Annotated in this window: 16 protein-coding genes and 1 pseudogene; 7 read left to right on the top strand and 10 right to left on the bottom strand. The window is 47.8% G+C overall.

The genetic code is table 11. The features are described 5' to 3' along the window. Window positions 1-10: 10 nt before the first annotated feature. Genes atpA through TBC1_RS00935 form a run of 3 tightly spaced genes read left to right on the top strand, consistent with a single transcriptional unit; the run spans window position 11 to window position 3,049 of the window. On the top strand, window positions 11-1,597 hold the full coding sequence (atpA, locus tag TBC1_RS00925) for a F0F1 ATP synthase subunit alpha (protein WP_062037205.1): 1,587 nt from the start codon (window positions 11-13) through the stop codon (window positions 1,595-1,597). 11 nt (window positions 1,598-1,608) lie between these two features. Next, window positions 1,609-2,484, top strand: coding sequence for an ATP synthase F1 subunit gamma (atpG, locus tag TBC1_RS00930; RefSeq protein WP_062037208.1), 876 nt, complete (start codon window positions 1,609-1,611; stop codon window positions 2,482-2,484). Between the two features lie 49 nt (window positions 2,485-2,533). Further along, window positions 2,534-3,049 (top strand): ferritin, encoded by a 516-nt coding sequence (locus TBC1_RS00935; RefSeq protein WP_062037211.1) that lies wholly within the window; start codon window positions 2,534-2,536, stop codon window positions 3,047-3,049. Between the two features lie 60 nt (window positions 3,050-3,109). Here the strand turns inward: TBC1_RS00935 and TBC1_RS00940 are convergent, their stop codons facing one another. From TBC1_RS00940 to TBC1_RS00985, 9 genes are all read right to left on the bottom strand, one after another. Beyond that, on the bottom strand, window positions 3,110-3,685 hold the full coding sequence (locus tag TBC1_RS00940) for a DUF3109 family protein (RefSeq protein ID WP_062037214.1): 576 nt from the start codon (window positions 3,683-3,685) through the stop codon (window positions 3,110-3,112). Window positions 3,686-3,760: 75 nt separating this feature from the next. After that, window positions 3,761-4,228, bottom strand: a complete 468-nt coding sequence (locus TBC1_RS00945) for a DUF4625 domain-containing protein (protein WP_062037216.1) — start codon at window positions 4,226-4,228, stop codon at window positions 3,761-3,763. 55 nt (window positions 4,229-4,283) lie between these two features. Next, entirely contained in the window at window positions 4,284-5,126 is an 843-nt protein-coding gene (locus TBC1_RS00950) for a DUF4625 domain-containing protein (RefSeq protein WP_082189427.1), read from the bottom strand. Window positions 5,127-5,130: 4 nt separating this feature from the next. Next, entirely contained in the window at window positions 5,131-7,509 is a 2,379-nt protein-coding gene (locus tag TBC1_RS00955; protein ID WP_062037222.1) for a TonB-dependent receptor, read from the bottom strand. Window positions 7,510-7,936: 427 nt separating this feature from the next. Further along, entirely contained in the window at window positions 7,937-8,347 is a 411-nt protein-coding gene (locus tag TBC1_RS00965; protein WP_062037227.1) for a Fur family transcriptional regulator, read from the bottom strand. Between the two features lie 263 nt (window positions 8,348-8,610). Then, entirely contained in the window at window positions 8,611-10,674 is a 2,064-nt protein-coding gene (gene metG, locus TBC1_RS00970; RefSeq protein ID WP_062037229.1) for a methionine--tRNA ligase, read from the bottom strand. Between the two features lie 302 nt (window positions 10,675-10,976). Beyond that, window positions 10,977-11,555 carry a rubrerythrin gene (gene rbr, locus TBC1_RS00975; protein ID WP_062037232.1) on the bottom strand — a complete coding sequence of 193 codons (579 nt, stop codon included), beginning with the start codon at window positions 11,553-11,555 and terminating at the stop codon, window positions 10,977-10,979. Between the two features lie 49 nt (window positions 11,556-11,604). Then, entirely contained in the window at window positions 11,605-11,988 is a 384-nt protein-coding gene (locus tag TBC1_RS00980; RefSeq protein WP_062037235.1) for a hypothetical protein, read from the bottom strand. Between the two features lie 23 nt (window positions 11,989-12,011). Next, window positions 12,012-12,341: a tRNA-binding protein gene (locus TBC1_RS00985; protein WP_062037238.1), complete on the bottom strand. Its 330-nt coding sequence runs from the start codon at window positions 12,339-12,341 to the stop codon at window positions 12,012-12,014. A 129-nt stretch (window positions 12,342-12,470) separates the two neighbouring features. Between TBC1_RS00985 and TBC1_RS00990 the strand changes: the two genes are divergently transcribed. Continuing rightward, window positions 12,471-13,493 (top strand): S66 peptidase family protein, encoded by a 1,023-nt coding sequence (locus TBC1_RS00990; protein WP_082189428.1) that lies wholly within the window; start codon window positions 12,471-12,473, stop codon window positions 13,491-13,493. A gap of 180 nt (window positions 13,494-13,673) precedes the next feature. Continuing rightward, window positions 13,674-14,036: a YraN family protein gene (locus tag TBC1_RS00995; RefSeq protein WP_062037241.1), complete on the top strand. Its 363-nt coding sequence runs from the start codon at window positions 13,674-13,676 to the stop codon at window positions 14,034-14,036. A gap of 3 nt (window positions 14,037-14,039) precedes the next feature. On the opposite strand, the gene TBC1_RS01000 is transcribed toward TBC1_RS00995, so the two are convergent. Further along, a complete protein-coding gene (locus TBC1_RS01000; RefSeq protein ID WP_062037243.1) occupies window positions 14,040-15,167 on the bottom strand; it encodes a universal stress protein in 1,128 nt (375 codons plus the stop codon). A 265-nt stretch (window positions 15,168-15,432) separates the two neighbouring features. Here TBC1_RS01000 and TBC1_RS18120 point away from each other — a divergent pair, with 265 nt between their 5' ends. Beyond that, entirely contained in the window at window positions 15,433-15,930 is a 498-nt protein-coding gene (locus tag TBC1_RS18120) for a hypothetical protein (protein WP_236695623.1), read from the top strand. Between the two features lie 314 nt (window positions 15,931-16,244). Then, window positions 16,245-16,949, top strand: a pseudogene (locus TBC1_RS18125) (pseudouridine synthase); the annotation flags it as partial. Window positions 16,950-16,958 lie beyond the last annotated feature (9 nt).

Consider the following 16,958-nt stretch of genomic DNA (forward strand, 5'->3'; position numbering starts at 1 on the left):
AGTAAACCAGATGGCAGAAATTAAACCCGCAGAAGTATCTGCAATACTCAGGCAGCAACTTGCCGGATTCAGGTCGGAAGCGGAACTTGATGAAACAGGGACGGTATTACAGGTTGGCGACGGCATCGCCAGGGTATATGGTCTCAACAATGTGCAGGCCGGAGAGTTGATCGAGTTTGAATCGACCGGCATCAAAGGGATTGTGCTTAACCTTGAAGAAGACAATGTAGGGGTGGTAATGCTGGGCGAAGGCAGTGGTATCAATGAGGGCGACCAGGTAAAGCGCACCCGCACCATCGCCTCCATTCCTGTAAGTGAGGGCATGCTCGGCCGTGTGATCAACACGGTGGGTGAGCCTGTCGACGGCAAGGGCCCCATCCTTGGAGAAGTTTATGAGATGCCGCTTGAACGGAAAGCGCCGGGGGTTATTTACCGGCAGCCGGTAAATGAACCGCTTCAAACGGGCATCAAGGCCATTGACGCCATGATTCCCATCGGCCGCGGGCAGCGTGAACTGATCATCGGCGACCGCCAGACAGGAAAGACCGCCATTGCCCTCGATACCATCATCAATCAGAAGGAGTTTTTTGATAAAGGGGAGCCTGTATATTGCATTTATGTGGCCATCGGGCAAAAAGGAAGTTCAGTGGCCGGCATCGTGCAAACCCTTGAGCAAAAAGGAGCCATGCAGTACACGGTGGTGGTGGTAGCCACCGCCAGCGATCCTGCGGCCATGCAGTTTTACGCGCCTTTTGCCGGTGCTGCCATCGGAGAGTATTTCCGCGATACGGGAAGGCCGGCGCTGATTATCTTTGATGACCTTTCGAAACAGGCCGTAGCTTACCGTGAAGTGTCGCTGCTGCTCCGCCGTCCGCCCGGACGCGAAGCCTATCCCGGTGATGTATTCTATCTGCATTCCAGGTTGCTTGAAAGGGCTGCCAAAATCATCTCTTCCGATGAAATCGCCTCAGGCATGAACGATCTGCCTGCCTGCCTGCAGGGAAAAGTAAAAGGGGGAGGTTCCCTGACCGCCCTGCCCATTATTGAGACCCAGGCCGGTGACGTATCAGCCTATATCCCGACCAATGTAATTTCCATCACCGACGGCCAGATCTTTTTGGAAACCAATCTTTTCAATTCCGGGATCAGGCCTGCAATCAACGTGGGGATTTCAGTATCCAGGGTTGGGGGCAGCGCCCAGATTAAACCGATGAAGAAGGTTGCCGGAACCCTGAAACTTGATCAGGCCCAGTATCGTGAACTGGAAGCCTTTGCCAAGTTTGGTTCTGACCTTGATGCAGTAACCAAATCCATACTTGATAAGGGCGCCCGCAATGTGGAAATCCTGAAACAACCTCAGTATTCGCCCATGCCGGTAGAACAGCAGATAGCCATTATTTTCTGCGGCTCCAGAGGGTTGCTTCAGAAGATACCCATGCAGAATGTGCATAATTTTGAAGTTGAATTTCTGCATAAACTGGAAGATCTGCATGCCGGTTTGCTCGAAAAACTGCGAAAAGGCCAGTATACCCCTGAAATTGAACAGGAGCTTGAAACGGTGGCCCTTGAGCTTATCCGCAAGTATGAAGCCAAATAAAACCGACTGAGATGCCCAGCCTGAAAGAAGTCAGAACAAGGATCGCCTCCGTTAAGTCAACGCAGCAGATTACCAGTGCCATGAAGATGGTTGCTGCTTCAAAACTGCGCAAGGCCCAGACCGGTATTCTTCAGCTGAGGCCTTATGCCGGGCAGCAGCAGAAGTTGCTCATGCAATTATCCGCCGGTCAGGGTGATGCACTGTCAGCGTTTAATGTGCAGCATAGTGCAAACAGGGTTTTGTATGTTGTTTTTACCTCAAACCGGGGCCTTTGCGGGGCATACAATACAAATGTGATCAAACAGGTAAGCAGCCTGCTGCTTACTGCGGCTGACGCACAGGAAGAAGCGGACCTCATTACCATCGGGCGGAAGGCAACCGAGTTTTTTACCAAAATGCCGGTTAATATTGTAGCGTCTTACGACGAACTCTATGATCAGCTGAGTTATCCGAAAAGCGCGGAGGTGGCCGAATCGTTGATTGAGTTATATCTGTCGGGGACTTATGACCGGATAGTATTTGTCTATCACCAGTTTAAAAATGCGGTAGTTCAAAAGCTATTGGTTGAGCAATTCCTGCCGGTTCAAAGCGGAAGCGCTGAATCCGGACATCATGATCAGGAGACGGAGTATATTTTTGACCCATCTCAGAAAGAGATACTGTCCGAACTGATCCCCAGAATTCTGAAGACACAGTTCTTCAAAGCCCTGCTCGACTCTTGGGCATCGGAACTTGGCGCGAGGATGACCGCCATGTCGCAGGCTACCGACAATGCTTCGGAGCTGCTGAAGGAGTTGCGGCTGACATATAACAAAGCGCGTCAGGCTGCCATCACCAAAGAAATACTTGAAATTGTCGGTGGTGCCGAAGCTTTAAAAAATGCTTAAATTCGCTGCTGTTTTAACGCATGAACGTTAACCCTAAAAAAATACGAGTATGATTTCGAAGAAAGTTGAAGATGCCATCAATGTTCAGATCATGAACGAAGAGCATTCATCCCGGATTTACATGGCCATGGCTTCATGGTGCGAAACAAGCGGATTTCGTGGCGCTGCCGACTGGCTCTACAAACAAAGCGATGAAGAGCGTATGCATATGCTGAAATTTATCAAATACCTGAACGACCGCGGTGGAAATGCCATTCTTTCACCCCTCGGAGCACCGGCTCCGAAGTACAAAAATCTGCTTGATGTATTTGAGCAGGTGCTGAAACATGAGGAGTTTATCACCGCTGAGATCAACAAATTGTATGAAATTTCCCTGAAGGAAAAGGATTACACCACCGGTAACTTCCTGCAGTGGTACATCAACGAGCAGATTGAAGAGGAAAGCACCGCTCACGGTATCCTCGACAAGATGAAACTGGTTGGCAGTGACAAGGCCGGTATGTTCCACATCGACAAGGACCTTGAGATGCAGGCTGCTGCGAAGGTGATCGACCCGATGGAGTAAGCTTGATTTGCTGAAAATATGATTTAAAGGCTGTCCGGAAGGGCGGCCTTTTTGATGCTGCTACTTTTTGCTGTTTTGCTTTTCAATGGTCTCGCAGAGACTTGCATACCACTGTTCCCCGTACTTTCGTATGAGAGAATCACGGAGGAATTTATAAACCGGTACGTTCAGCCGTTTTCCCAGTTCCAGGGCGGGTTGGCAAACGTGCCACTGGTGGTAGTTCACGGCGTCAAAATCATTGTATTTACTGATCCTTACCGGATATAGATGACAGGAAACCGGTTTCCGGAATGATGATTTTCCGGCTTCCCAGGCTTTTTCGATGGCACAGGCGGCAATGCCGTCATCCGAAAAAACCACAAAAGCGCATTCCGCTCCGTGGATCAGGGGGGTAACGTAATGCCCGTGGGCGTCGTAATCAAAAACACCGAGTTCCTCCACAATTTCGATCCCCTCCGGCCGCATAAATGGCCTGATGTAATCAATATTGTCTTCCAGTTCCGCTATTTCCGGCTCCTCGAGCGGGGCGCCGGCATCGCCTTCCACACAGCAGGCGCCTTTGCAGCGCTGCAGGTCGCATACAAAACAGACGTTCGCGAGGTCGTCGGAGTTCAGGGTCTTATCAATCGCTATCATGGGGCAAAGTTAAGGGATATTGGTATTGCATAATCACAAAACTACCGGGACGTTGATTGAGCTTTCCCGGATTGCTTACCTGATTTTGAAGCTGATTCCCTTGAGGGTTTGCCACCCGGCTTTATCAGTAAGCCGGACCATCAAATGATAATCACCGGGATCGACATCTGCAGGAATGTTTATTTCAACTTCTGCAAGATGGCTGGTCATTCCTGACGGAATCTGATATTCCTTTATCAGCCTGAACGGATTCACCGGATCCTTAATTGGTTCCGGTTCACAGGGAACCGGATCGGTGCTGTGTGTATGGTGGTCAAAGTTATTATGAATATCGAGGCTGAAAGCGCCGAGTTCTTCATTGTCGGAAAACTGAGCTACAAAGGTGAAAGAACTTCCGCGATCCACTTCATCACAATTAAGCGGGAATCCGCCGCAACAATCCATTTTAATTTCGGGATACACATCATCCTTAGCCTCTTTATCACACGAAATAAATAAAGTAAGTAACAGAAGAATGACAAAAAATGGTAATACAGGTTTCATGGTTTTTAAATTGAAAGAGCAGCGTGCTAACTGAAAGCACGCTGCTCCGGGGTGATTAAATATCTGTTTGAACGGGATATCTTTGTGAAAAGCCCCAGTTACCGCCAAACGCATCTTTCGCTTTTACAAGAATGTAGTATTCTCCTAAGGTCCAGGCTATGTCTCCGGTAATTTCCTTGGGAGGGGTATTGTTGTCGGATGAAGCACCAACTTTAATTGAAGCCGAAAAATTATGGTGCTTGTCTGTATCAAAAATATGGGTGTGCAGTAAAGTGATGGTATTGGTAGCATTCACTTCCGAATCCTGTAACCCCTGCGCAACCCTTACCAGGCCGATATACATACCGCCAAGGGCGGTCTCATCGGTTACAGTTCCTGAAATTGTAATGTCCTGCCCGTATGTAAAAACCTGTGCTTCGGCCGGAGCGGAAGATATGCTTACCACAGGAGCGGTATTGTCGGCAGGTAAAACAAGAAGCAGTTCAGCCTCTTTTTCGGTGCGGTTCCCTTCCATATCGGTAACAATCAGGTGAAAATGATAGTCACCGGCTTCTGCTGTTCCCGGAATATCGATGTGTTCGTGAAAATCAATGTTTTTGGCCCCGGCATAGCTGGTGGTGTAAGTGCTGTCAACTTCCCACTCTTCATCCAGCAGAGATGTTTTCCCATGACCGCCTTCATGATGAATGGTAATCCGGATATTTGCGACTTTTCCTTCGGCAAGAATTTCCGCATCGATATGCAAATCATCGCCAATCACCGCGGAGCCGCTGTTGTTGTAACCCAGTTCAAAACTTACAAATTCCGGTGCTTTGATTTCATCTTCTTTCTTGCAGGATGTGATTGCAAGGATTAATCCCAAAGCCATCGCAGGTATTAATAATCTGTTGTTTTTCATTTCGTTAAGTTTTTTTTGTGTTAATATTAAAAGGCATTCTCAGGCTAAGTTGAAATCCGCGGCCCGGGTCGGGAACTTCTATAAGCCTGTAAAACCCGGTATGGTCGAGATACCGGCGATTCAATAAATTGGTAATCCGTAAAGTAATTTCAAGCGATTGTTTCCCTGCTTTCAGGGTTGACCCGGCTCCAATATTCAGTACATTATATCCGGGTGTTTTCTTCTCGGGAGGTACAATGTTGTTTTGGGCTGCAACCATTTTAAAATCAAGAGAAATCCAGGTGTCAGACATCACTCCTCCCAAAACCGGCTCACAACTAAGATTCAGCAAGACAGATGCCGGCGGTGAAAATGGAAGCCCGAAGCCTTTTTTAATGCCCGACATCTGCTGAGACCAGACGTACTCACCTATGGCCCCTGATTTCAGTTTCCTGAGTATTGTATAATGCAGATGAAATTCACCGCCGGCCCTCAGAACATCTGCCTGGGTGTAATTAAAAACCTGTAACCCTTCATAATAATCCGGGGTGGGGTTCAGGTAAATGTAGGATGGAAACCAGGAGATAAATGGAGAGATTTCTGCAGCCCATTTCATCCGGCTGACTTCAAGGCCTGCATCAAGTTGCCAGGCGGTTTCGGGTTTGAGCAGCGGGTTCCCCTTTTCGAACCGGTACATATGGTAATTCACCCCGTCCGAAGCCAGCTCTTTGGCTAATGGAAGCCTGAAACTGTTTCCCAGGTTGGTTTTTACCACCACACTTCCCGACTTGTAAACAAATCCTGCGGAACCGCTCAGGTGGCTGAATCGGGGAGAAGTTGCAAAAGCACGCTGTTTGTAGATCATTTGCGTATTGTTTTCCTCTGCCGGACTAAGAAACCAGTCGAAATACTCTTCTATGAGTACCGAACCGGCATCCATACGTAACCCGGACAGAATCAGCCATTTTGCGGAAGGTTTTGTTTCTCCCAGCAGATATGCTCCGGCTGTATTTCTTTTGAATGAAGGCAGGATAAAACCCCATCCATCTGAAGTATTGTGCTGATGTTCGGCATTGATACCGGCAGAAAGCCTGATTGCGGCCGATTCACGGTTTTTTACGGCATAAGCCAGCGACCATGTTTGCTTTACGAATCTGCGTTCGAGGCTGTCGGGAGGTTTTGGCATGTAACCGTGTTCCACCGCTTCAGAAAACTCTTTGCGGTTGTTGTGTTGCAAGGCAATGTCCATTCGGTGAGTGAATCCGGCATGTTCCCATGAAGTTTGCCAGTGCATTTTCAGGTGATTTACCTGTTGCTTCGGCAGATCAATGTCGCGGTCGCTGCGGTCGTAGTCAATCTGAGAGTTGCGGATTTCAAGCCCGTGGGCATTGGCAAAAAAGCCGCTTTTTGAAGAGGTATTGTTAATATAAAAGGTTGAATTAAGCTTCCCCGAAATATATCCCAGGGCTATGTTCCCGTTTTTCTCCTCTCCGGCTGTATTCCGCAATTTTCGGTCTTTAAGCCTGAAATAGTACGAATAGTACTCAACACTATCGGCGGGAATCCGGTAATCGGCGTAATCGATGACGGTGAACCGGGCTTTGGCCCACCATTTTTCCTTTCGGGAATAAAGCCCGATGGAGGCTGCTGCCTGCATGTTATTACTCTGTCCGCTCAGGGTGATATCACCGCCAGCTTCACCCGGTGCCGGCACAAAAGACTGTTTGAGATCAATCACACCTGCTATCGCATCTGATCCGTACATAAGAGAAGCCGGCCCTTTAATTACTTCCACCCGCTCCACCGCAAACTGATCTACTTCCACTCCGTGGTCGGCACCCCATTGCTGGCTTTCGTGTTTAACTCCGTTTTCGGCAACTATCACCTGATTAAAACTCATCCCCCTGATCACAGGCTTGGATTGACCGGAACCTATGGACATAGCGCTCACACCCGGTAGCCGGTCCAAAGTTTTCATCAGGCTGCCTGACAAGTTTTTACGTAAAAACTCATCAGTGACAACTTCCACCGCTCTTGAATCTCCGGAACGCCGGAAGTTGTGGTAGTCGCCATCAATAGTCACTTCGGACAATGTAACCACCGCAGGAAATAGTATAATTTTCAGACTGCTGTCACTTTTCAGGCTGAGGTTCACTCTTTGAGTTTCAAAACCCACGGAAGAAATTATTATATAGTAATTTCCTTCCGGAAAACGACCCAGCGTGAAACGGCCTGTTTTGTCAGTAACGCCGCCTGTTGTATGGCTTTCCAACCTGACATTAACACCGGCCAGAGGCTTGTTTCCGGATGATAAGACCTTTCCGCTAAGTTCATACTTTTGCTGGCTGTAAGCTGCAGAATACGACAGCATCAGCATTACAACTGCCGTTGCAAAAAATTTCATTATTAATATACTTGAGGTAAAGTTTAAAAGAAACGCTGCTGGCCATGTAACAAAAAGCCAGTTCTCTGAAACATGATGTTATGCTGCAGGAGGAGCTCTCAGGCGGGCATATACCGGAATGAATATGGCATCTGAACTCTTGTATAAAAACTCAGTATCTGTTTCAGTAGAAAATGATGAGGGTAAGTTTACGGATTCGGCAGAAACCCCCGGTAAAATTTCGAAACTGCATATTCTGCAGGAATGATGATCGTGGTGGTGATAATACCTGTTCAGGCCCTCGGGTACATTGATGTGGCAACAATGCGAGTGGCTGTGCCTGTGCAAGCCCTGAATAATAATGGGGGCAAGCAGAATAGCTGTCAGCATAACCGACAACATCATCCTTATTTTATTGGCACGACTTTTCACAATGCTGACAATCAATTTATGAATGAGTACATTTGTCGCACAAGCCTTTGATAATTATTTCCGATTCCTCCGGGGAAAAACCTTTCGGGAGTTTATAGGGTCCCGGGTGAATTTCATTCAGGCAAATAAGTCTTTTGCAGTGATGGCAATAAAAATGAGCATGATCTGCCGGATTATTTATTTTGTCGGGTTCATTCAAGGCATATTTGACCTGAAGTTTGTCGATCACAATTTTGTGGATGATGCCTGATTCTTCCAGTGTCAGTATACTGCGGTAAAAGGTAGTCCTGTCGTAATGGCTGCCCATGCTTTTGCTGATTTCTGTTTCTGACAATGGAAGGTCTGCCGATTGCAGCGCTTCAATAATGGCCAGACGCGGAGAAGTCTTTTTTAGCTGAAAATGTTTTAGTATTTCAGAAGCTTGCATAGGGTAAGAATCTTCAGGTGAAATAACGTTACAAATGCAACATTGTTGCAAAAATATAAAATTTTTCTGAATCCGGGGAAATAAAAAAGTAGCAAATGATGAATGAAATGCCGTCAGAAAATCATCAATGGTAAACTGACCAATGATTATTTCCCGGTAAAATGGTTTTACTGAAGCGGGTAAAAGACTTTAATAACTGAAAGCAAGCTTCCGCTTCTGACCCCCGGATAAACTGGCATCAACAGGAGGGCGGTGCTCCGGAATTACCTTATTTCACTTCCATTCTTCATCAATGAAGTCGGAGCAATAAAACATAGTTTTCCGTCGTGATCCTCCGCCATCAGGATCATTCCCTGCGATTCAATGCCTTTCAGGTTCCGGGGGGCAAGGTTCACCAGTATGGCTACCTGCTGTCCGATGATGTTTTCCGGTTCATAATACTCGGCAATGCCCGAAACCACGGTACGTTTGTCGATACCGGTGTCGACAGTAAGCTTCAGCAGTTTTTTTGTTTTGGCAACTTTTTCTGCCGCGATGATGGTGCCCGTTCGCAGGTCCACTTTTCCGAAGTCGTCAAATTCAATCACATCCTTTGCGGGACGGGCAATTGCATTGGCGGCTTCATTGCTTTTTCTGGTGTCCAGAAGTTTCTGAATCTGGGTTTCGATGGCAGCATCTTCAATTTTTTCGAACAGCAGTCCGGGCTGATTCAGTGTATGCCCGCCGGGAAGCAGGCTGGCTGAGCCGGCATCTGCCCACTTCAGCGGAGTGATGTTCAGCATCTGCGTGAGCTTTTCAGCGCTGAAGGGGAGGAAGGGTTCGCACAAAACCGACAGGTTGGCGCAGATCTGCAGGGAGATATTGAGGGTTGTCCTGACCTTTTCGGGATTCGTTTTGAATACTTTCCAGGGTTCGGTGTCCGTAAGGTATTTATTGCCAAGCCGGGCCAGGTTCATCAGCTCGTTCAGGGCTTCGCGGAAGCGGTAGAGGTCAATGCTGCGGGCAATCCTTTCCGGGAAACCGGCCATTTCAGCCAGCACTTCACGGTCGTAATCCTCCAAAGGTCCCATATCGGGTACCTTTCCTTCAAAATATTTCTGTGTAAGCACCAGGGTACGGTTAACAAAGTTGCCGAATATGGCCAGCAGCTCGCTGTTGTTACGGGCTTGAAAATCGCGCCAGGTAAAGTCGTTGTCTTTGGTTTCCGGGGCGTTGGCGGTGAGCACATAACGCAGCACATCCTGCTTGCCGGGGAACTCCTCAAGGTACTCGTGCAGCCAGACGGCCCAGTTGCGGGAGGTGGAAATCTTATCGTTTTCGAGATTCAGAAATTCATTGGCCGGCACGTTATCGGGCAAAATGTAGGATCCTTCGGCCTTCAGCATGCCCGGGAATACGATGCAGTGGAAAACGATGTTGTCCTTGCCGATAAAATGAACAAGTTTTGAATCTTCCGATTTCCAGTATGGAACCCAGTCTTTCCCGGTTTGTTCGGCCCATTCGCGGCTCGCCGAGATATAGCCGATGGGCGCGTCGAACCACACGTACAGCACCTTGCCCTCCGCATCCGGAAGCGGAACCTTTACACCCCAGTCGAGGTCACGGGTAACGGCCCGGGGCTGCAGACCGTGGTCGAGCCACGACTTACACTGCCCGTAAACATTGGTTTTCCAGTCATCCCGGTGACCCTCCAGTATCCATTCGCGCATCCACGGCTCGTATTTGTCGAGGGGTAAAAACCAGTGTTTTGTATCCCTCATCACCGGCACGCTGCCGCTGAGGGCTGACTTTGGATTGATAAGGTCGGTGGCGTTCAGCGAAGTGCCGCAGTTCTCGCACTGGTCGCCGTAAGCCCGTTCGAATCCGCAGTGCGGACAGGTGCCGGTTATGTAGCGGTCGGCCAGGAAAGTCTGGTGCTCTTCATCGTAGTATTGTTGAGAAATCTTTTCGATGAATTCGCCTTTATCATAAAGCTTCTTAAAGAATTCCGAGGCTGTTTCGTGATGGATTTGGTTGGAAGTCCGGCTGTATATATCGAAGGAAACGCCAAAATCTTCGAACGACTTTTTGATGATGCCATGGTAGGTATCAACCACCTGCTGGGGCGTCACCCCTTCCTTGCGTGCTTTGATGGTAATGGGCACCCCGTGTTCGTCCGAACCCCCGATAAATAAGACATCCTCCCCCTTCGAACGCAGGTAGCGGGCATAGATATCGGCCGGGACATACACCCCGGCAAGATGTCCGATATGGATGGGCCCGTTGGCATAAGGGAGGGCGGAAGTAATGGTATATCGTTTGAATTTTTTTTCGGATTGCTCGTTCATGGTCAGCCTCTTTTTGATTGCAGGGTGCAAAGATAAACAAATGAACCGGGTTGGTAATTGCTTGTTGATAAGGCTTTGGATCCGTGGAAGAGAAAATGTACGGCGCAATGAACAAGCGGTTAATATTTTTAACCGTAACCCTGACCTGGCGGACTTTTATTAAAATTCAAACATGATACCTTTAAAATCTTGCAGGAATCCATCCTGTCCATCCTGTCCATCTCGTCAATCCTGTCTTAATGATCATAAAAGAAAAAAGGCATGCGGTTTAGGCATGCCTTGTATAGGAAAATCAATGTTAATCAGTAGTTTTCCTGTTTCATTTCAAAAAATGCCTGCGGATGTTCGCATGCCGGGCAGTTTTTGAGGGCTTTCCTGCCTTTATAGTGATATCCGCAGTGGCGGCACACCCAGATAATCTCTTCCTCTTTTTCAAAAACCTTGTTTTTATTAAGGTTTTCGAGCAGTTTCAGGTAGCGTTTCTCATGTTCCACCTCAACGCTTGCCACCAGTTTAAAGGTGTTGGCAATTCTTTTGAAGCCTTCCTCCTCGGCTATTTTCGCAAATTCAGGATAGAGCAGGGTCCATTCTTCATTTTCGCCTTCGGCAGCAGCCTCGAGGTTTTCGGAAGTTGAGCCAACCGCGCCCGCCGGGTAGGCGGCTGTGATCTCGAGCATTCCGCCTTCGAGATACTTAAAGAACATGCGTGAATGCGAGTCTTCCTGATTGGCGGTTTCTTCGAAGAAAGCGGCGATTTGCTCGTAGCCGTCTTCCCGGGCTTTATTGGCAAACAGCCTGTAGCGCCTTGCGGCCTGAGATTCTCCTGCAAATGCCTTCAGCAGGTTTTTTTCTGTCTGTGTTCCTTTGATTGATTTGTCCATGCTATCAATTGTTTAAAATATTCTCTGTGTATTGATTTATCTGATATTCTTAAATCCAGCCCCTTTCGAGATACAGGTCATATCCACTCCGAAGGGCATCCGATATCTGCTCACTCAGCTGATCATCCATTTTTTTTACGTGGAAGCAGGATTTTCCTTTCAGCAGTTTCAGCAGTTCAGGTTTAAAAACTGCTTTCAAATCCTCATCCACATACACCGGCATATAGTAAAAGCCCAAATAGTTGCGCTGGATTACGAGTCCGGCAAAATAAACGTCGTTTCGTTTCCTGCCTTCAATCACCACCTTCTTTTCTGACCAGAGGTCGTAGCGTTTCTCTTCGTCTACCCTGGCTTTAACGGAGCCGGTTTCATATGGCTTCATCAGGGATCTCAGATGATTAAAAATCAACGTCAGGTCGGTTGTTGCTTCCATGAACTTTTCCTGCTTTTTCCCGGTTATCCGATTCTTAATCCGTTGTCAACCCTGCGTTCGGTCTGCAGCAGCACGACCTCTCCTGTTTTTGTGTAAACCCCAAGCACCAGGCATTCGCTCCGGAAAGGACCAATCTGTTTGGGTGGGAAGTTTACCACTGCCACTATCTGTTTACCCGGCAGGTCCTCCTGCCTGTAAATGGAAGTGATTTGCGCCGAAGATTTCAGCACGCCAAGCTTCCCGAAATCAATGGTGAGTTTCCAGGCCGGCTTGCGGGCTTCGGGAAATTCCTCAGCCGTAAGTATCGTCCCGGTTCTGATTTCTACCTTTTCAAAATCGTTCCAGCTTATCATAGATTTGTTTGAACAAAAATAGAAAACCATGCTCAATCCCTTGCGCTAAAAGCATTTAGAATGATTCTAAATTTTGAGGATGCGGCCCTTGGGGATTTCCTTTATCTTTGATCTGTTAAACTAAAAAATATGATCACCCCTGCATTTCTGAAGCCCGGAGATAAGATAGGTATTGTGGCCACGGCCCGCAAGGTGTTGCCGGCCGAAATTGAGCCTGCTGTCCGTTGGTTTGAATCACAGGGATTTGTGGTGATTACGGGAAGAAACCTGTATGCTTCTGACCGGCAGTTTGCCGGAGCGGATGAACTGCGCAGGGCCGACTTACAGGAGATGCTTGATAATTCTGACGTCCGGGCTGTGGTTTGTGCGAGGGGAGGTTACGGGACTGTAAGGATCATTGATAAGCTTGACTTTTCCGGTTTCCTCAGGGATCCCAAATGGATTGTGGGTTACAGCGACATTACCGTATTGCATTCGCACATTCAGCGGCACTACGGGATAGAAACCCTGCATGCCACCATGCCGTTGAATATTCCGGCGGATGGACCTGTGGGTGAGCCGGCCGAAGCCATGCTGCGCTGTCTTTGCGGCGAAAATCCGGCCTACCGGGTGGAACCGGGAGCTTTTTCCGTGCCGGGTCATGCCCGGGGCATTGTGGTCGGCGGCAATCTTTCCATCCTCTATAGCCTTTCCGGAACCCCTTCCGATATTGACACCCGGGATAATATACTCTTTATCGAGGATCTGGATGAGTACCTTTATCACATCGACCGGATGATGATGAACCTGAAACGAAGCGGCAAACTCGACGGGCTGGCGGGTCTCATTGTTGGTGGTATGACAGAGATGCGCGACAATACCATCCCTTTTGGCAAAAATGCTGAACAGATCATTCATGAAACTGTGGCAGAGTATAAATATCCTGTGCTGTTTGGTTTCCCTGCAGGTCATATAAAGGAAAATATGCCGCTCTTACTGGGGCGTGAAGCATTACTGGATGTGTCGGCGGGTATCGGAAGTCTCTCTTTTCAACCGCCCGATCAGCGATCCGCCTCGGGTAAACTGAAGTCACTGTTTAAACCGGCAGTTTTCATACTGGGATTTTTTGCGCTGCTCTATTTGCTATATGCCCTGTTATTAGGCAATCTTTGATAGTTTTTCAGGAAAAGAAAACGTAACTTTAGCATTGTCTTTCTTGCTATCTTTAAGAGTCCAAGATTGAAATATTAAAGCAGTATCAATTTAATAAACAGGATATTTCCGGAAGCAATCAGCAGCTTGCCGCAGAGCCTGACTTTATAATGTTTTATTCTTATACATACAGGAAAACATATGGCAGAGCATAATGACCTTGGCAGGGCAGGGGAGGAGATTGCCGCAAAACACCTGCGGGATCATGGGTATACCATCCGCGATACCAACTGGAGATTCGGGAAAGATGAAATAGACATCATCGCCGAAACAGATAATTGCCTGGTGGTGGTGGAAGTAAAAACGCGGACATCCAACTATTTCGGTGAGCCTGAAGTGTTTGTTAATTCAGCCAAGCAGCGCTTTCTTGTGCGCGCCACCCAGGCATATATTGAGAAGAACAATATAGAAAAAGAAGCCCGCTTCGATATCATTTCAGTAATCCTGAACAATACCACGAAGCGGGTTCATCACATCGAAGATGCCTTCTATCCTGTGCTGTAATTTTTAAGATGATTTGAATACAAAAAGCGGTTTGTTGATCCTGCCCAGAACCATTTTCGTAATACTCGGTGTAAAGAGTTTTGCCAGCAATCCGCGGTTATGGTTGGTAAGGGCGATTACATCAATAGACTGGTTGCGCATATAGGTTTCCAGCCCGTTGATGATATCATCGCTGACAACAATCTCGTATTTTACCGGATATTTAGGATATTCCTTTTCCATGAAATATTCCAGGCTGTCCATTTTTACTTTTTGCCATGATTTCCGGAGGCCGATGCTGACGTGCACACAGAAAAGGGCTGTATCAAAAGGGTGCAGCAGGTTGATCAGCCGGCTCATGTTCAGGTGGTCCGACTCGTCAAAATCAGTAGCATAAAGCACATTTTTCAGATTCTCGACACTGGTGTAACGGCAGTTTTCGGGAATCGCCAGCACCGGTGCAGCGGTTTTTTCTATCACCTTTGCTGTTACACTGCCCAGAAATCCGCCGGTTTGATGACCGATACCCCTGGTGCCTATCACGATAAGGCCGGGTTTATAATTGCGGCTTTTTGCAATAATTTCATCTGCAGCAATCCCGTTGGTGAGTGAGTAGGTTATCCGTGTATCCGACTTCTTCTTCTTCGCTTTTGCTTTCAGTTCTTTCGCCAGGTTTACCAGCTGATGCCGGGCATTTTGTTCGGCTTCGTGCAGGTAATTGACCAGATTTACCTGGTAGGCATGGCTGGTATCAAAGGGGGCGATATCAATCACCGGATTGTAATAAACATGTAAAAGCTTGATCTCGGCTTTGAGTTTGGTGGCCAGACCAAGGGCAAAACTGCATGCCTTCAGCGAAGCATCGGAGAAGTCAACGGGAACAAGTATCTTCCGGACACTGCGCAGCGATTTAACTGCTGCTTCTTTTTGAATTCCGTGTTCTGCCTTCGATTGTTCAATAAGACGTAATGCTTTCTCAACATCCGATTTTTTTACCCTGATTTCCACGCCTGATGAAAATGCGCCCTGAAGCAGGTTCTGATGCGACAGGAAACACTCAATTCCTTCTGCAGCAAGCCTGGATTGCAAGAGTAATGCCCTGGAGTTTGAATGACGGGCAATGACTACGATTTTTTCTTCCTGCGGTTCCATAATGCCAAATTTTTGTCGGTTTGCGGAGAATATTTATGCAGAAATATTCTCTGTAAATGTCGTTTTACGAATATACGAAAAAAAACGATCAGCTGCGTATTTTCTCATTAAAAGATTTGGAGTTCTTATTCGTTAAAGAGCGACCCACAGGTGTAAATTATTTGAAAATCAGTATTTTTATATTTCATGCGCATGTGATAATCTTCGCTAACTTTGCAGGCTAAATTTTAATCAATGAGTGCAATGAAAAGGATTCCCGGTGATAATGATTCTGGGAAACGCAAAAAACCCGACGGGGCCCGTCCCGGTAAGGGAAGCAGCAGCCGGAAGCCGGCTTTCGGTGGTAAGCGCGGAAATAAGGATGCTGGGCATTCAGGAGATACGGCAAGCGCAGATGCCAAAACCTTCAGGAGCCGTAAGCCTTACGAGAAAAAACACGAAGAACCGGACGCTCCCCGGTTTTCAAAAGACAGAAAAGATAACAGGCCTTCCCGCCCCTGGAAACGGGATGAGGAATCCGGAGCGCCCCGTGAAAAGAGATCGTTTGATCGTCCATCCGGTGAACATCCTGATAAAAGCCGCAGACCTTTTGAAAAAAGGCCGTATAGTGCTAATGCTCCGCGATTTTCAAAAGACAATAATGAAGGAAAACCTTTCCGTCCCCGAAAGCGCGACGAGGAGTCCGGAGCTCCGCGTGAAAAGAGATATTCTGATCATCCATCCGGTGATGTTCCTGATAAAGACAGGAAGCCTTGCAAAATAAAGCGTGAAGACACTGACGCACCGCGGCCTTACAAAAAGCGGTTGGAAAAGGGGAGCGGGGAACCATTCAGCCCCCGCGAACGGAATTCTGAAAGCAGTGAAACATCTGCAGGGGATAGCACCTGGAAAAGAGGCGACCATGAGTATAAGCCGGAAAGAAGGACTGGTAGCAGGGATACCGGAACAAAGCGGCCTTCGTTCAAAAAACGTGAAAGCGACTATGCTTCACCTAAACCAGGAGGATTCCGCCGGGATAAATTCTCTTCACAGGATAAGCCAGCCAGAGGAAAGCGCGGTTATGGTGAGGATGGCACCATCAGGCTTAATAAGTATCTTGCCAATGCCGGCATCTGCTCCCGCAGGGAAGCCGATACCCTGATTGAATCCGGCGCTGTTTCGGTGAATGGCAAGGTGGTAACCCTGCTGGGCACCCGCATTTCGAGAGAAGATCAGGTGCAGTTTGGCGGAGAAACCCTGAGTATGGAAAAGAAGGTCTACCTGTTGCTCAATAAGCCCAAAGGTTATATTACTACCGTGGATGATCCGCAGGACAGGAATACCGTGATGATGCTGGTGAAGGACGCCTGCCGCGAAAGAATTTATCCGGTTGGCCGTCTCGATCGCAATACGACGGGCCTGCTGCTGTTTACCAACGACGGGGATGTTGCCAAGAAGCTTACCCATCCCGGACATAAAGTCCGTAAAGTTTATCATGTTGAGCTGAATAAGGGCCTGAGCAAAGCGGACATGCTTCAGTTATCCGAAGGCATAGAACTGGAAGACGGGTTGATGGCTGTGGATGAAATTGCCTATACCGGAAACGCCGATGACAAAAAGAACATCGGCGTAGTGATTCACTCCGGGAAAAACAGGGTGGTCAGGCGTTTGTTCGAAGCGCTTGATTATGAAGTGGTAAAACTCGACCGGGTGGCATTTGCCAACCTTACCAAAAAAGACCTTCCGCGTGGTCGGTGGCGTTTTCTTGAACAACAGGAGATCAATATGCTGATGATGATCTGAAATTCTTAG

This window comes from Lentimicrobium saccharophilum, assembly GCF_001192835.1.
Lineage (GTDB): Bacteria > Bacteroidota > Bacteroidia > Bacteroidales > Lentimicrobiaceae > Lentimicrobium > Lentimicrobium saccharophilum.

What these genes read in the sequence shown, in the direction of transcription:
- atpA (WP_062037205.1), top strand. Translation starts at nt 11, where the DNA reads ATGGCAGAAATTAAACCCGCAGAAGTATCTGCAATACTCAGGCAGCAA.
- atpG (WP_062037208.1), top strand. Translation starts at nt 1,609, where the DNA reads ATGCCCAGCCTGAAAGAAGTCAGAACAAGGATCGCCTCCGTTAAGTCA.
- TBC1_RS00935 (WP_062037211.1), top strand. Translation starts at nt 2,534, where the DNA reads ATGATTTCGAAGAAAGTTGAAGATGCCATCAATGTTCAGATCATGAAC.
- TBC1_RS00940 (WP_062037214.1), bottom strand. Translation starts at nt 3,685, where the DNA reads ATGATAGCGATTGATAAGACCCTGAACTCCGACGACCTCGCGAACGTC.
- TBC1_RS00945 (WP_062037216.1), bottom strand. Translation starts at nt 4,228, where the DNA reads ATGAAACCTGTATTACCATTTTTTGTCATTCTTCTGTTACTTACTTTA.
- TBC1_RS00950 (WP_082189427.1), bottom strand. Translation starts at nt 5,126, where the DNA reads ATGAAAAACAACAGATTATTAATACCTGCGATGGCTTTGGGATTAATC.
- TBC1_RS00955 (WP_062037222.1), bottom strand. Translation starts at nt 7,509, where the DNA reads ATGAAATTTTTTGCAACGGCAGTTGTAATGCTGATGCTGTCGTATTCT.
- TBC1_RS00965 (WP_062037227.1), bottom strand. Translation starts at nt 8,347, where the DNA reads ATGCAAGCTTCTGAAATACTAAAACATTTTCAGCTAAAAAAGACTTCT.
- metG (WP_062037229.1), bottom strand. Translation starts at nt 10,674, where the DNA reads ATGAACGAGCAATCCGAAAAAAAATTCAAACGATATACCATTACTTCC.
- rbr (WP_062037232.1), bottom strand. Translation starts at nt 11,555, where the DNA reads ATGGACAAATCAATCAAAGGAACACAGACAGAAAAAAACCTGCTGAAG.
- TBC1_RS00980 (WP_062037235.1), bottom strand. Translation starts at nt 11,988, where the DNA reads ATGGAAGCAACAACCGACCTGACGTTGATTTTTAATCATCTGAGATCC.
- TBC1_RS00985 (WP_062037238.1), bottom strand. Translation starts at nt 12,341, where the DNA reads ATGATAAGCTGGAACGATTTTGAAAAGGTAGAAATCAGAACCGGGACG.
- TBC1_RS00990 (WP_082189428.1), top strand. Translation starts at nt 12,471, where the DNA reads ATGATCACCCCTGCATTTCTGAAGCCCGGAGATAAGATAGGTATTGTG.
- TBC1_RS00995 (WP_062037241.1), top strand. Translation starts at nt 13,674, where the DNA reads ATGGCAGAGCATAATGACCTTGGCAGGGCAGGGGAGGAGATTGCCGCA.
- TBC1_RS01000 (WP_062037243.1), bottom strand. Translation starts at nt 15,167, where the DNA reads ATGGAACCGCAGGAAGAAAAAATCGTAGTCATTGCCCGTCATTCAAAC.
- TBC1_RS18120 (WP_236695623.1), top strand. Translation starts at nt 15,433, where the DNA reads ATGATTCTGGGAAACGCAAAAAACCCGACGGGGCCCGTCCCGGTAAGG.